The sequence below is a fragment of the Pseudarthrobacter sp. S9 genome, from assembly GCF_050156545.1.
Classification (GTDB): domain Bacteria; phylum Actinomycetota; class Actinomycetes; order Actinomycetales; family Micrococcaceae; genus Arthrobacter.
Genome location: NZ_CP189576.1, coordinates 1,241,523 through 1,254,448 on the forward strand (window position 1 = coordinate 1,241,523; position 12,926 = coordinate 1,254,448).

Annotated in this window: 9 protein-coding genes, 2 pseudogenes and 1 riboswitch; of the genes and pseudogenes, 6 read left to right on the forward strand and 5 right to left on the reverse strand. The window is 69.1% G+C overall.

Features of this window, described 5'->3' with window-relative positions:
• Positions 1–50: 50 nt before the first annotated feature.
• From ACQCSY_RS05765 to ACQCSY_RS05775, 3 genes are all read right to left on the reverse strand, one after another.
• On the reverse strand, positions 51–254 hold the full coding sequence (locus tag ACQCSY_RS05765; RefSeq protein WP_427133948.1) for a dodecin family protein: 204 nt from the start codon (positions 252–254) through the stop codon (positions 51–53).
• Between the two features lie 215 nt (positions 255–469).
• Positions 470–1,333 (reverse strand): winged helix-turn-helix domain-containing protein, encoded by an 864-nt coding sequence (locus ACQCSY_RS05770; RefSeq protein WP_427133950.1) that lies wholly within the window; start codon positions 1,331–1,333, stop codon positions 470–472.
• A gap of 649 nt (positions 1,334–1,982) precedes the next feature.
• On the reverse strand, positions 1,983–2,882 hold the full coding sequence (locus tag ACQCSY_RS05775; RefSeq protein WP_427133952.1) for a hypothetical protein: 900 nt from the start codon (positions 2,880–2,882) through the stop codon (positions 1,983–1,985).
• 254 nt (positions 2,883–3,136) lie between these two features.
• On the opposite strand from ACQCSY_RS05775, the gene ACQCSY_RS05780 reads away from it, so the two are divergent.
• The 6 genes and pseudogenes from ACQCSY_RS05780 to ACQCSY_RS05805 form a co-directional block, all read left to right on the forward strand.
• The gene (locus ACQCSY_RS05780; protein WP_427133953.1) at positions 3,137–3,877 is read left to right on the forward strand and encodes a response regulator transcription factor; all 741 of its coding nucleotides are present in this window, start codon (positions 3,137–3,139) and stop codon (positions 3,875–3,877) included.
• A 3-nt stretch (positions 3,878–3,880) separates the two neighbouring features.
• Positions 3,881–5,476, forward strand: coding sequence for a HAMP domain-containing sensor histidine kinase (locus ACQCSY_RS05785; RefSeq protein ID WP_427133955.1), 1,596 nt, complete (start codon positions 3,881–3,883; stop codon positions 5,474–5,476).
• A 159-nt stretch (positions 5,477–5,635) separates the two neighbouring features.
• A riboswitch (cyclic di-AMP (ydaO/yuaA leader) is annotated at positions 5,636–5,796 on the forward strand.
• Positions 5,795–6,580 carry a hypothetical protein gene (locus tag ACQCSY_RS05790; RefSeq protein ID WP_427133957.1) on the forward strand — a complete coding sequence of 262 codons (786 nt, stop codon included), beginning with the start codon at positions 5,795–5,797 and terminating at the stop codon, positions 6,578–6,580. Its footprint overlaps the riboswitch before it by 2 nt.
• A 161-nt stretch (positions 6,581–6,741) precedes the next feature.
• Positions 6,742–8,163, forward strand: a complete 1,422-nt coding sequence (locus tag ACQCSY_RS05795; protein WP_427133959.1) for a glycosyltransferase — start codon at positions 6,742–6,744, stop codon at positions 8,161–8,163.
• Positions 8,160–10,160 (forward strand): glycosyltransferase family 39 protein, encoded by a 2,001-nt coding sequence (locus tag ACQCSY_RS05800; RefSeq protein WP_427133961.1) that lies wholly within the window; start codon positions 8,160–8,162, stop codon positions 10,158–10,160. Before ACQCSY_RS05795 ends, ACQCSY_RS05800 begins: the two co-directional genes overlap by 4 nt.
• A 6-nt stretch (positions 10,161–10,166) precedes the next feature.
• Positions 10,167–11,363 (forward strand): annotated as a pseudogene (locus ACQCSY_RS05805) (glycosyltransferase family 39 protein); the annotation flags it as partial.
• A gap of 130 nt (positions 11,364–11,493) precedes the next feature.
• On the opposite strand, the pseudogene ACQCSY_RS05810 reads toward ACQCSY_RS05805, so the two are convergent.
• A pseudogene (locus ACQCSY_RS05810) lies at positions 11,494–11,649 on the reverse strand (Tn3 family transposase); the annotation flags it as partial.
• Positions 11,650–11,991: 342 nt separating this feature from the next.
• Positions 11,992–12,870 (reverse strand): SDR family oxidoreductase, encoded by an 879-nt coding sequence (locus ACQCSY_RS05815; RefSeq protein ID WP_427133963.1) that lies wholly within the window; start codon positions 12,868–12,870, stop codon positions 11,992–11,994.
• Positions 12,871–12,926 lie beyond the last annotated feature (56 nt).

The window sequence follows — 12,926 nt, forward strand, 5'->3', positions numbered from 1 at the left end:
TCCTAGTGTTGAAGCGATACGCCATGAGCGCGCTGCTGTCCGCCTGCCGGTCAGTCTTCCAGGACAAACGTCACTTCCAGCACGACGTGCCAAGCGACGACGGCGCCGTCGACGATCTCAACCTTCTGATCCTTGACCCACGCACCTGTGACATTGCGCAGGGTCTTATTGGCCCGGTCGACGCCCTCCTTGATGGCGGCGTCGAACGAAGTCTTGGAGTTGGCGCTCAGGGTGGTGATACGTGCAACAGACATGGTTCCTCCCAATAGTCGGATCAACGATCCGAGCCTACGCCGGAGGCCTAAAACGCAACAGGGCCAACCAGCCACGGAGGCACATGCACGACAGCTCCGGAGCCGGACGCACGAAAGCGGTATTCCGCGTGGTGCCGCATCGCCGACTGAGGAACGAAGGAGGTGTCTAAGGCACGGCGGAATGCCGCTTTCGGGCGATTCGCGCTAAGGAAAGGCTAGATCGAGTATTCCGGAGCGGCCCAGACAATAACCTCGGGGTGCTCGTAGAAGCGGTAACCCTGGCCGCGGACGGTGCGCACAGTGTTGGCGAGGCGTCCGAGCTTGGAGCGCAGGCGGCGGATGTGGACGTCGATGGTGCGCTCGTTCGGGACCTCTTCGGCGTTGCGCCACAGACCCTCAAGCAGCTCGTCGCGGCCCACGGTGCGGGTGCCGTTCTCCACGAGGTAGTTCAGGAGCTCGAATTCCTTGAACGTGAGGTTCAGGGATTCGCCGTCGAGGTGGACCTCACGGCGGGCAAGGTCGATCAGGACTCCCGAAGGCCGCGGGTCCTGCGGCTGCTGGAGTCGTGCAGTCTCCGCACGCTGGCGGGCGCCGGCGGTGGGGTCACCGAAGGTGGAGCGGACGACGTCGAGGGCGGAACCCGGGGCGCTGGCCGGCGCGACGGCGACGGCCGCGTAGCTTTCGGCGCCGGCAACCAGGGACTGTGCGTAGGCCCGGATCTCCTGGGCGAGCTTGGCGATCGAGGTGCCGGCAGCCGCCGCGGTTTCCTCGTCGATGCCCATGTACAGCACGAAACCGCGGGCGACGTTGTCGCTGGCGACCGGACGGACGGGGCTGCCGCTACCCGGGGCAATCACGGGCGTGGGTGCAGTGGACTCTGCGGGCGGAACAGCGCGGAGCTGGCCGTAGGAGTCCGGGTTGTATCCCTGTGCCGCATAGCCGGGGGCAGGGAAGTTGTTGGTGGGACCGGCGGCGGCGAAGGCGGGACGGCCGCCAAAGCCCTGACGGATCCCGGAGGTCTGGCCGGCCTTGCTGGCGTTACGGACGGAGATGTGGACGTATCCGGATGCAACTGACATGGATTGCTTACCTCAATGTGAATGGCCGTCATCGCGGCTCGAATGCTACTTTTCCCCGCAATGAAAACTGGGGAGGGGCGCCCGACGCTGGGCTGGGGCGAATGCCTAGAAACTCTTGGGGTGTAGGAGTTAGGCGTACATTCGACAACAGCGCATCTCGGTATCAGCGGGTGGGCTGATCCAGGAAGCTGCGGCTGCAGGTGCTGTTGAGTTCTTGTTCACAATTGAAGTGTGCAACGTAACAATGCGAACTTGCAAGTAACAATGGACCCAAGGTTCCACATAGTGAGACAGAATGCCGGATTGTAGCGCAAATCACAATTCTGCCGGGTCATTAAAACAACAAGTGTTTTTCCAACCGGCCGGTCAGTAGGGGACTTTGTCCGAATATTCTTCGCTTTCACCCCGACTTCCATCAAAATCGTTCACTGTAAGGGTATGTGGTAGAACCGCACTCGCCCCGCCCGCGCCTGTCCACCATTCCACGGAGTGGCCAGGCCGCAGGCCCCGCAGGACCCGTCGGCAGCGGCCACTCCGGCTCACGCGGACCCGGCGGCTGGAATCAGCCTGAGTTAAAGGTGGGGCTCAGTGGGTCTCGGTGGGTCTCAGTCGGCACTCGGTTGGGGCTCAGATGGGACTCGGTCGTGTTTCAGCTGGCCTGCCCCGTGGACGTCTGCGCCACCACCAGGACCGACTCTGCCGTGTAGTCCGAGCCGTCCTTGGCCGCAACGATCCGCACGGTCCCGCCGGCGACAATGTCCGCCAGGCTCAGCTGGCTGCCGGTGCTCCCTCCGGTCTGCTGGCGTCTCTGTTGCTGTTTGCTCACCACCACGTCCCCGCCCAGCGCGTAGCTGCGCGTGAGGCCGTCGCTGCTCGTGACGGTGACTGACGTTGAGCTGACTTCCGAAACCTTGCCGAGCTGCTCGGCCTTGGTGACGTACTCGCTTCCTTGCAGCACCACGTATTCGGCGTGCACAGCCGCGGAAAGTCCGCCCGCTATGCCTCCCATCCCGCCTGCGGCGAAGTCGCCAGGGGTGCCCTGGCCAGGCATTCCGCCCCCGGGGAAGCCGCCCTGCGACGATCCCGTCCCGCCTTGGGCGGAGCCCGGACCGAGGCCCTGCCCGCCGGCGCCGGCGAACCCCCCGGCCGCGCCGCGCGCCGTTCCATCAGCTGCCGCGGAACTTGTCGTCAGGGCGTAGACCCCCACCCCGGCGCCGGCGGCGAGCACGACTGCGGCCCCGGCGACAACGAGCCCCCGCTTCAGCGTCCAGGGTTTGGTCCGGGCTTTGGCCGTGGAGGCCCTGTTGGGAGCGGTCCCCGGCGCACCCAAGCCCTGGGCCGGCGCTCCCGGCCCCTGCGGGGGCGCACCCCATCCGGACGCGGACGGCGTCGTCGATGTCGACGGGGGCGTGCCCCAACCCGGCGCAGCCCCGGGCACCGGCTGCCCGGCGTCGTACGGCGTGGTCGCGTGCGGGGTGTTTGCCGGCGTGGCCAGGGGGGTGCCGTCGGGGGTGGTTTCCGGGACGGGTCCGGGATGCTGACCGCTCATGGGGTTCTCCTTCAGGTGCGGGATCGGTGTTCTTCCCAGAGTGCTGACGGATCCTGTGCCCGGGCTGTGCGGCTCAACAGGCCCGGCTGTGACCTGACAGCCGTGACCTGCCCGCGTGCCCGGAAAGCCCGCACGGGCCCCGCACGGGCATCGCACCGGCACCGCGCTGCCATCCAGCTCGCTAGGCTGGGATTCACAGGTGCCGCACAGGGTCCCCAAAGCCGCATCTAACCGGCAGAACGGAGAGTTGTCCCATGGCCACTTCGCACTCCATGACCAACAACCTTCCCCAGCTCACGCATCCGGACGGCTCCCCCATCCGCGCACTGGTGGTGGACGATGAACCCAGCCTTTCCGAACTCATGAGCATGGGCCTGCGGATGGCCGGCTGGTCGGTCGCCATCGCCGCCGACGGCCCCGAGGCGGTCAAGCTCGCCAAGGAGTTCCGCCCCGATGTGCTGGTCCTCGACGTCATGATCCCCGGGTTCGACGGCGTCGAACTTCTGGGTAGGATCCGCGCCTTCGCACCCGAGGTGCCCGCCCTGTTCCTGACCGCGAAGGACGCCGTCCAGGACCGGATCACCGGCCTGGCGGCCGGCGGGGACGACTACGTCACGAAACCGTTCAGCATGGAGGAAGTGCTGCTGCGCCTGCACCGGTTGGTCCAGCGCTCCGGTGTGGCCGCCATGGACACCGCGGAGCTGGTGGTGGGCGACCTGGTGCTCAACGTCGACACCCGGGAAGTCACGCGCGCCGGCGAGGAACTGCATCTCACCGCCACCCAGTTCGAACTCCTGCGCTACCTCATGGAAAACCCCAAACGCGTCATCAGCAAAGCCCAGATCCTGGACCGGGTCTGGGACTATGACTTCGGCGGACAGGCCAACATCGTCGAACTGTATATCTCCTACCTCCGCAAGAAGGTCGACGCCAACCGGGCGCCCATGATCCACACGGTGCGCGGCGCCGGCTACGTCCTGAAGCCGGCGGATTGATCCGTGCCCACACTCTCCGGTGAGACCCGGGCCCCCGGGCGCGACTGGCGCAACCCGTCCACGTGGCATCTGCGCACCCGCCTGGTCCTCGTGGCCATGGCCCTGCTGGTGGCCATCTGCGGCGCCGTGGGCCTTTTCAGCTACGCCTCCATGGACCTGTTCCTCACCCGGCAACTCGACACCCAGCTTGACCAGGCCTCCGGACGGGCCCGGGAATTCGGCCGGCCCGTGCCCGGAAATCCCGGCCGGCCCGACCCGCTGGAGGCTCGGGGGCAGGGCGTCGGTACGCTTAACGCCCGGATTCTGGACGGCGCGGTCAGCAGCGCCGGCTTCCTCGCCGGGGACGCCAGCCGTAAGGGCCTCTCCCCCGACGACAATCACGTCCTCGTGGCGCTCACGCCGAACGGCGTGCCCGTGGACCGCACCCTTTCCACGGGCGCGTACCGTCTCACGGCCGTGCAGGCCCCCTACGGCGACGTGATCGTCACCGGGCTTCCGCTGGCGGAGAAACAGAACACCCTGGCCTCGCTGGTCTGGACCATGGTGGTGGTGTCCGCGGGTGGCCTCGTGCTGATTGGCCTCGCCGGCACGGCCTTGATCCGCCGCACCATGAAGCCGCTCGAACAGCTGTCGGAGGTGGCCACCAAGGTCTCCCGCCTTCCGCTCGACGCCGGCGAGGTGGCACTTGCGGTGCGGGTGCCGGCGTCGGCCGCCCATCCAGGCACGGAAGTGGGCAGCGTGGGCTACGCGCTGAACCAGATGCTCGAGAACGTTTCCAACGCGCTCGAGGCACGGCAGCACAGCGAGATGAAGGTGCGCCAGTTCGTGGCCGACGCCTCGCACGAGCTCCGCACTCCGCTCACCGCCATCCGCGGCTACACCGAGCTGATCCGGATGACCGAGCACTTCACGCCGGACGGCCAGAAGTCCCTCGCCCGCGTGCAAAGCCAGTCCGAGCGGATGACCACCCTCGTGGAGGATCTGCTGCTGCTGGCGCGCCTGGACGAGGGCCAGCCGCTCAAGGTCGGCGACGTCGACCTCACCCAGCTGGCGATCGAGACGGTCAGCGATGAGAAGGTCATGGCCCCGGACCGCATCTGGCAACTGGAGCTCCCGGAAGAGCCCGTGGTGGTCCGCGGCGACGGGACGCAGCTCCACCAGGTGCTGGCCAACCTGCTCTCCAATGCGCGCAAGCACACCGGACCAGGGACCACCGTGGTCACCGGCGTGATGCGTTCTGCCGACGGCAGCGCCGTCGTGACGGTGACCGACAACGGCAGCGGAATCGCCCCCGAGTTCATCGGCCGGATCTTTGCACGCTTCGCGCGGGCGGACGCCGCGCGGAGGAACCCGGCGGCCGCGACGACGGCGGCAGTCAGGTCTGGGGCAGCTCCTGCCGCCGGGGCTGGCACCGGAGCTTCTGCCGGTGCTCCTGCGACGACGGCGGCTGCGGTACCCACCGCCGAGGGGACCAGCGGGCTGGGGCTGTCCATCGTGCAGTCCATCGTGGAGGCCCACGGAGGAACCGTCGAAGTCACGTCCCGGCCGGGCCGAACGGAGTTCGCCGTGCGCCTTCCCGCCACGCCGCCGTCGGCGTAGTCCGGCACCCTTATCCGGTGGTGCGCAGGCGCAAGCCGACGCACCGTCGTCGTGATTCCTGTTACCGAAATGTGACTTAAGCTTCCAACTCCTGTAGCGTTTTTGGAGTGCGGCCTCCATTGGTGCCGCATATCCGGACGGACGCCAAACTCTGCCGCTTCCCGGATTCCGCTGGACCAGGCAGAGGCGGGGGACCCAGAGTTCCCGGGCATTCTGCACACATGCGCCCTTGGGGTGAAGCCGACACGTGAATTTCCGTGCGGCCGGATGACCTCATCCGAACCCGACAGCTAACTCCGCCGGCGTTGAGAGGCGATCATGACTGAATTCAAGGCACAAACACGCCCCGAGGGCGTTTCACGGACATCGGGTTCCACAAAGTCGCGCCACCGCGCCGAGCCAGCCCAGCCCGCGTCCGCCCTGTCCCGGTTTGCTGCCGGAATCGGCACCACCGGCCGCCGCGCCGCCGTCGTCACTGCCGCCTGCGCGGTGCTGATCGGGGTCGGCGCCGCCGGACAGGCATCGGAGACAGCCGCACCAAACACCAGCGCCGTCAGCGCCGCGAGCACTGGTGCGGCCACCACCAGCGCCGACCCGCTGACGAAACTCAACTTCGAGAAGGTACGGGTCGCGGCGCAGCCTGGCGCTACCGCCAGCGGCAGCGTCGCGCCCCAGTCATCCGAGGTGAAGCCGGCCGAAGCGCCGGCCCCGGCAGCACCGGCCGCTCCCGCACCGGAGCCGGCTGCCGCACCGGCGCCGGCTGCCGCACCGGCGCCGGCTGCCCCCGTGGCCGTCGATGACCCGGCCGGGGCGCAGGCCTACGCCGCCGCCTCGCTGGCAACCTACGGCTGGGCTCCCGGCGAGATGCAGTGCCTGATGAAGCTCTGGACCAGGGAGTCCGACTGGAACACGACCGCCACGAACGCCAGCAGCGGCGCCTACGGTGTGGTCCAGTCGCTGCCGGCCGAGAAGATGGCGAGCGCTGGCGCCGACTATATGACCAATTACAGGACGCAGATCAACTGGGGCCTGAACTACGTCAAGCAGCGCTACGGGTCCCCCTGCGGTGCCCTGAACTTCCATTACGCCAACAACTGGTACTGAGGCCGGACGAAGCCCGCTCGGACATTGTTCGCATCAGCCGGAGGCCCTGAATCCATGGATTCGGGGCCTCCGGCCACATTGAACGGCGGGCGCTGAACTTCCACAGGCGCTGCACAGCTTGACCCTAAAGCCCTCATAAGGGCCGGCGGGAAAGTTGAGCCATGACGTTCACAGACCAGGACACAGGAACCCTGCCGCACTCCATGGCGACGCCGGCCGGGCTCGCCCTGGCCGCCCCGCCCCTCACGGGTCCCGCCGCCGGGCCCGTCGACAAAGCAGGCAGCCGGCGCTCCCCCGTCGATACCCGCACCACCGAACCGGTGCTGGATGTCACCATCCCGGTTTTCAACGAGGAACGGGACCTGGAAGCGTGCCTGCGCCGGCTGCACGCCTATCTGCTGGGTTCCTTCCCCCACAGCTTCCGGATCACCGTGGCGGACAACGCCAGCACCGACGGAACACTGAAGACGGCAGAACGCGTAGCCCGCGAACTCCGCGAGGTGACCGTGGTCCACATGGCCGAAAAAGGCCGTGGAAACGCACTGCGCAAGGTGTGGCTCGCCTCGCCGTCGCCGGTCCTGGCGTACATGGACGTGGACCTGTCCACCGATCTGGCGGCGCTCGGACCCCTGCTTGCGCCGCTGTTCTCAGGGCACTCGGATTTGGCGATCGGGACCCGGCTGACGCACAGTTCCCGCGTGATCCGCGGGCCCAAACGGGAAATCATCTCCCGCAGCTACAACTTCCTGCTGCACTCCTTCATGGGCGCCCACTTCAGCGACGCCCAGTGCGGGTTCAAGGCCATCCGCGCGGACGTGGCCCGGCAGCTCCTCCCGCACACCCTGGACAACGCCTGGTTCTTCGACACCGAACTGCTGGTGCTGGCCGAAAAGTGCGGACTGCGCGTCCACGAGGTACCCGTGGACTGGACCGACGATCCCGATTCCAGCGTCGACATCGTCCAGACCGCCCTGGCCGACCTGCGCGGCATGGCCCGGCTGAGCCGCGACCTGGTCTCGGGCCGCATCCCTGTCCCCGAGCTGCGCGCCGCGCTCGCCCGCGGCCCCCTCGCCGCGTCCTCCCGCGCCCAGGAACAAAGCCCCGGCGGGAGCCTGTTCGGGCAGTTGGTCCGCTTCGGCAGCATCGGACTCGCGTCAACCCTCGCCTACCTGGCGATCTTCCTGCTCTGCCGCGGCCTCATGGACCCGCAGCTCGCCAATTTTCTCGCGTTGCTCACCACGGCCGTGGCCAACACCGCCGCCAACCGCCGCTTCACCTTCGGCATCCAGGGCAACAGCCAAGTGGCGCGCCACCACTTCGAGGGCCTCCTGGTGTTCGGCCTCGGGCTGGCACTGACCTCCGGCGCACTCGCCCTGGTGCACGGCGCCTCCGCCGGCCCGCCGGACCGCTGGCTTGAGATCGTCACGGTCACCGCGGCGAACCTCGCCGCCACTGCCGTCAAGTTCCTGCTCTTCCGGCTGGTCATCTTCCGCCAGTCTTCCGCCACCGGGGCACCCCCGCGGTTCCGCCGCCCGGCGCCACAGACGCTTCCCGCCCCCACACAGAAACGGCCAAGTAAATGACCGCCACGATCAGCTCCACCACCGGATCCCCTGCCGGCTCCGCAGCGCCGAACTCCCCGACTCCGGCACCGGACCCCCAGGCGTCAACACCACAGAGCCGCCGGGGCCGCGTGCTGTTCGGAAGCCAGCCGCACTGGGTGCGGCCCTCGGCGGCGCTGCTGCTGGCCCTCGCGGCTGGGCTGTACCTCTGGAACCTGGAAGCCACCGGCTACGCCAATTCCTTCTACGCCGCGGCCATCCAGGCCGGCACCAAGGACTGGACGGCCCTGCTGTTCGGCTCCCTGGACGCAGGCAATGCGATCACCGTGGACAAGCCGCCGGCCGCCCTGTGGATCCCGGCCCTCGCCGGGCGGATCTTCGGCTTCTCGGCACTGAGCATGCTCATTCCGCAGGCGCTCATGGGCGTGGCCGCCGTCGGACTGCTCTACCTGACGGTCAAGCGGGTGTCCGGCCCGGCCGCAGGCCTGCTGGCCGGCGTCGCCCTGGCGCTTACGCCGGTGGCCGCACTGATGTTCCGCTTCAACAATCCGGATGCCATGCTGACCCTGTGCCTGGTGCTGGCCGCCTACCTGACCACCAGGGCCATCGAGAAGGCCGGCTGGGAGTGGCTCGCCGCCGCGGGCGCCGTGATCGGCCTGGCCTTCCTGACCAAAATGCTCCAGGGCTTCCTGATCGTGCCCGGGCTGGCCCTCGCCTATCTGTGGGCAGCCCCCGCCACGCTGGGGCGCCGGCTGCTGCACCTGCTGGCTGCGGCCGCCGGGATCGCCGTGGTGGCCGGGAGCTACATTGCAGTGTTCCAGCTGACCCCGGCCTCGGCCCGGCCGTACATGGCCGGCTCGGAGAACAACAGCTTCCTGGAGCTCACTTTCGGCTACAACGGCCTGGGCCGGATCACCGGTTCCGGCGGGGGCATGCCGGGCGGCGGAGCGGGCGGCGTTGGAGCGGGCGGCGTTGGAGCGGGCGGCGGCGCCGGGATGCCCGGCGGCGGAAACGTCGGTTTCGGCGGAGCCGCCGGGATCACCCGGATGTTCGGGGCCAGCTTCGGCGGGGAGGTGTCCTGGCTTCTGCCGGCGGCCCTGATCCTGCTGGCCGCAGGGCTCTGGTTCACGCGGCGTGAGGCACGGACCTCGAAGACCCGCGCGGCGCTCCTGCTGTGGGGCGGTTGGCTCGCGGTCACGGCGGGAATCTTCAGCTTCATGAGCGGCACCGTGCACCCGTACTACGCCGTGGCCCTGGCTCCCGCGATCGCCGCCCTGGTGGGCATCGGCTCCGTGGAACTGTGGCGGGGGCGGGCCCACTGGCCGGCACGGAGTGTCCTGGCCGCCACGGTGCTGGCCAGCTCGGTCTGGGCTGCGGTGCTCCTGGGCCGTGACCCCGCCTGGCTGCCCGGGCTCCGGGTGATCGTCGTCGCCCTGGGTCTGCTGGCCGCCACGGCGCTGCTCCTGCGGGCGGACACCTTCCCGGGCCTTCCCGGCCGGTTCCGCCGGGCCGCCACGGCCGGCGTCGTGATCCTTTCGCTGCTGGCCGGCGGCGTGGGGAGCGCAGCCTGGACGCTGGCGACGGCGGCGCAGCCGCACGCCGGTTCGATTCCCACCTCCGGGCCCACCGCCTCCGCGATGGGCGGCGGGCGGGCGATCGGCGGCGTCGGTGGCGGCATGGGCGGCGAAAGCACCTCCGCCGAATTGACCGCGCTGCTGAAGTCCTCCGGCGCAAAGTGGTCCGCCATTGTCTCCGGCGCCACCCAGGCAGCGAGCCTGGAACTCGCCACGGGCACCAGCGTGATCGCGCTCGGCGGCTGGAACGGCGGCGATCCGTACCCGACGCTGGCCCAGTTCCAGGCCATGGTGGACCGCGGCGAGATCGGCTACTTCATCTCCGGCGGCATGGGCGGCATGGGCGGCGGCCGCGGGGGCAACTCCGAGGTGGCCACGTGGGTCGCGGCGAACTTCCAGGCCCAGACGGTCGGCACCTCCACCGTCTACAAACTGGGCGCGTAGGCCGCCATGACGGGCACCCTCCGCCCCGTGCCCTCCCGCACGTCCCGCACGGCCCGCGGTTCCAGGAGCCACCGGAATCCCGGGCTCCGGGCACCCGGCCCGGACCGTCAGCCCCGCACCGCGCGCGGCGCCACCGCGCCCTTGTCCGGGCCCCAGCTGCTGCGGCCGCGGCTGGAACTGGCAGGGCTGCTTCTCGCCGCCGCCCTGTACCTGTGGAACCTCGGCGCCTCCGGCTGGGCCAACGCCTTCTACTCCGCGGCTGCCCAGGCCGGATCCCGGGACTGGACGGCCTGGTTCTTCGGCTCCTCCGACGCCGCCAACGCCATCACCGTGGACAAGCCGCCGGCCTCGCTCTGGCTGACGGGCCTGTCCGTGCGGCTGTTCGGGCTCAGTTCCTGGAGCATCCTCGCGCCGCAGGCGCTCATGGGAGTCGCGACGGTCTGGCTGGTCTACCTGACCGTGCGCCGGGCCGCCGCCCCCGCCACCGCCGACGCCGGGCTCGCCCACCGCGCGGGGCTCCTGGCCGGCGGGGTCATGGCCCTGACGCCCGTGGCCGTGCTGATGTTCCGCTTCAACAACCCGGACGCCCTGCTGGTGCTGATCATGACGGCGGCCGCCTATGCCGTGCTGCGCTCCATCCAGGACGCACGGCTGCGCTGGCTCCTGCTGTCCGGCGTGCTCCTGGGCATCGGGTTCCTGACAAAGCAACTGCAGGTGCTGCTGGTTGTCCCGGGCTTCGCCGCGGCGTACCTGCTCGCGGCGCCGGCCGGGCCCGGCAGGCGCCTGCTCCACCTGCTCGGTGCGGGCGCGGCGATGGCGACGGCGGCCGGGTGGTGGCTGGCCGCCGTCGAGCTCATCCCCGCCGGGTCCCGCCCGTACATCGGCGGTTCGCAGAACAACTCCATCCTGGAACTCACCCTCGGCTACAACGGCCTGGGCCGGCTGAACGGCGACGAAACCGGGAGCGTGGGCGGCGGCAACGGCTGGGGCACGCCGGGGCTGTTCCGGCTCTTCAACAGCGAATTCGGCGGCCAGATCGCCTGGCTGCTGCCGTCGGCGCTGCTGCTCGGCGCGGGCCTGCTCTGGCTGGGACGCCGTGCCCCGCGCACCGACGCCGTGCGGGCGTCAGTGGTCGTCTGGGGCTCCTGGGTGGTTGTCACGGGGCTGACGTTCAGCCTCATGGCCGGCATCATCCACCCCTATTAGGGGTGGCTTGTGAAAAAGTGAAATATCCGACGCTAAGGTTTTGCCGTGCGTCGTAGCGGCCTGTATTTGATGTGGTTGGCGCGTGGCCAGGTGTAGTCCCCGGTGAGGTTGACGTGTTCCCAGCCGTGATGGTTCCGCCGATCAGGGGCGCCAACGTCGAATACTCCGGATCGTTGGTAGGTGTGTAGAGGCGGGCGTCGCCGATATTGCGGATCCGTGGTGCGAACCGATAGCCGAGCAGGTGCATGAGAGCGAAGAGATGGTCGGTAAATCCGGCCGTGTCAGGCGACCGGCCCGGCGGACCTCCCGGCGGCCGCCGCCGGACTCCCGGACCGTGACCGGGCCCCGTACCCGGGCGGGACCGCCTAGCCATTCATTGCCGGTGCTTCCTCCAACGGTTGGGAGCACCGGCCCCGGGAACCACACAGACCACAGCAAAGACACGACCGTGAGTACCACCTGCACCGCCCTGGAAAGCCGGGGCAGTCCCGGGCCCTTGCCCCCGGCAGGGGCGGGTCCGCGACTTTCCTGCATCAAAAGCGGGGCTGGTTAACCCGCAACGGAACACAGCGCCTATTGCGCTGGCCTCCTCCCAGCTGGGAGGAGGCCAACGCAATCTCCCGTGCTAGGCCTTCAGGCCGGAGAGGGCGCCGGCTGCTGCCCGCACGGCCTCGTGCATCGGCGTTGCGGGCCGGCCGATGAGGGTGCTGAGGTCACCGCTGGTGACAAGCAGATCGCCGCGGGCGATGCCGAGATCGCTGTCGGCCAGGATCTGGGCGTAGGGCTCCGGCAGCCCGGCTCCCACGAGCACCCGCGTGTATTCCTCAGCCGGCAGATCCCGGTAGACCACCGGCTGGCCCGTGGCGGCACTGACCTTCTCGGCCAGCTCGCCGAGGGTGAACGGCTGGTCGCCACCGAGCTCGTACACCTTCCCGGCCTGGCCCTCCTTGACCAGGACGGCTGCTGCGGCCTGGGCGTAGTCGGCACGGGTGGCGGCGCTGACCCGCCCGTCACCGGCGCTGCCGAATACGGCACCGTGCTGGAGGAAGGAGCCAAGCTGGTCGGTGTAGTTCTCCACGTACCAACTGTTGCGCAGCAGGACGAACGGCACACCGGACTCGCGCAGGGCCTCTTCCGTCGCCTGGTGTTCGGCGGCGAGTGCCATGCCGGTGTTGTCTGCGTTGGCGATACTGGTGTAGGCGATAAGCCCGACGTCGGCCTCCCTGGCGGCCTCGATAGCGTTCCGGTGCTGCTGGAGCCGCTGGCCGACCTCGCTGCCGGAGACCAGCAGCACCTTCTCGGCACCGGCAAACGCCTCGCGCAGGGAAGCGGGGTTGTTGTAGTCGATCGCGCGGAGCTGGACGCCGCGGCCGGCGAGGTCGCCGAGCTTGGCCAGATCCCGGCCACCGGCCACGATCTGCCCTGCAGAAACGTTGTTCTCGAGGAGTGCTTCGACGACAAGGCGGCCGAGCTGGCCGGTTGCGCCGGTGATGACGATGGTCATGATGGTTCCTTTCACCAAGGGAATTGCTGTCACCCGTGCCAACCGAACATCTTCCG

Excerpts from the sequence above, each read along its gene's own strand:
- ACQCSY_RS05800 (WP_427133961.1), top strand. The coding sequence starts at position 8,160 with ATGACCGCCACGATCAGCTCCACCACCGGATCCCCTGCCGGCTCCGCA.
- ACQCSY_RS05780 (WP_427133953.1), top strand. The coding sequence starts at position 3,137 with ATGGCCACTTCGCACTCCATGACCAACAACCTTCCCCAGCTCACGCAT.
- ACQCSY_RS05815 (WP_427133963.1), bottom strand. The coding sequence starts at position 12,870 with ATGACCATCGTCATCACCGGCGCAACCGGCCAGCTCGGCCGCCTTGTC.
- ACQCSY_RS05790 (WP_427133957.1), top strand. The coding sequence starts at position 5,795 with ATGACTGAATTCAAGGCACAAACACGCCCCGAGGGCGTTTCACGGACA.
- ACQCSY_RS05775 (WP_427133952.1), bottom strand. The coding sequence starts at position 2,882 with ATGAGCGGTCAGCATCCCGGACCCGTCCCGGAAACCACCCCCGACGGC.
- ACQCSY_RS05795 (WP_427133959.1), top strand. The coding sequence starts at position 6,742 with ATGACGTTCACAGACCAGGACACAGGAACCCTGCCGCACTCCATGGCG.
- ACQCSY_RS05770 (WP_427133950.1), bottom strand. The coding sequence starts at position 1,333 with ATGTCAGTTGCATCCGGATACGTCCACATCTCCGTCCGTAACGCCAGC.
- ACQCSY_RS05765 (WP_427133948.1), bottom strand. The coding sequence starts at position 254 with ATGTCTGTTGCACGTATCACCACCCTGAGCGCCAACTCCAAGACTTCG.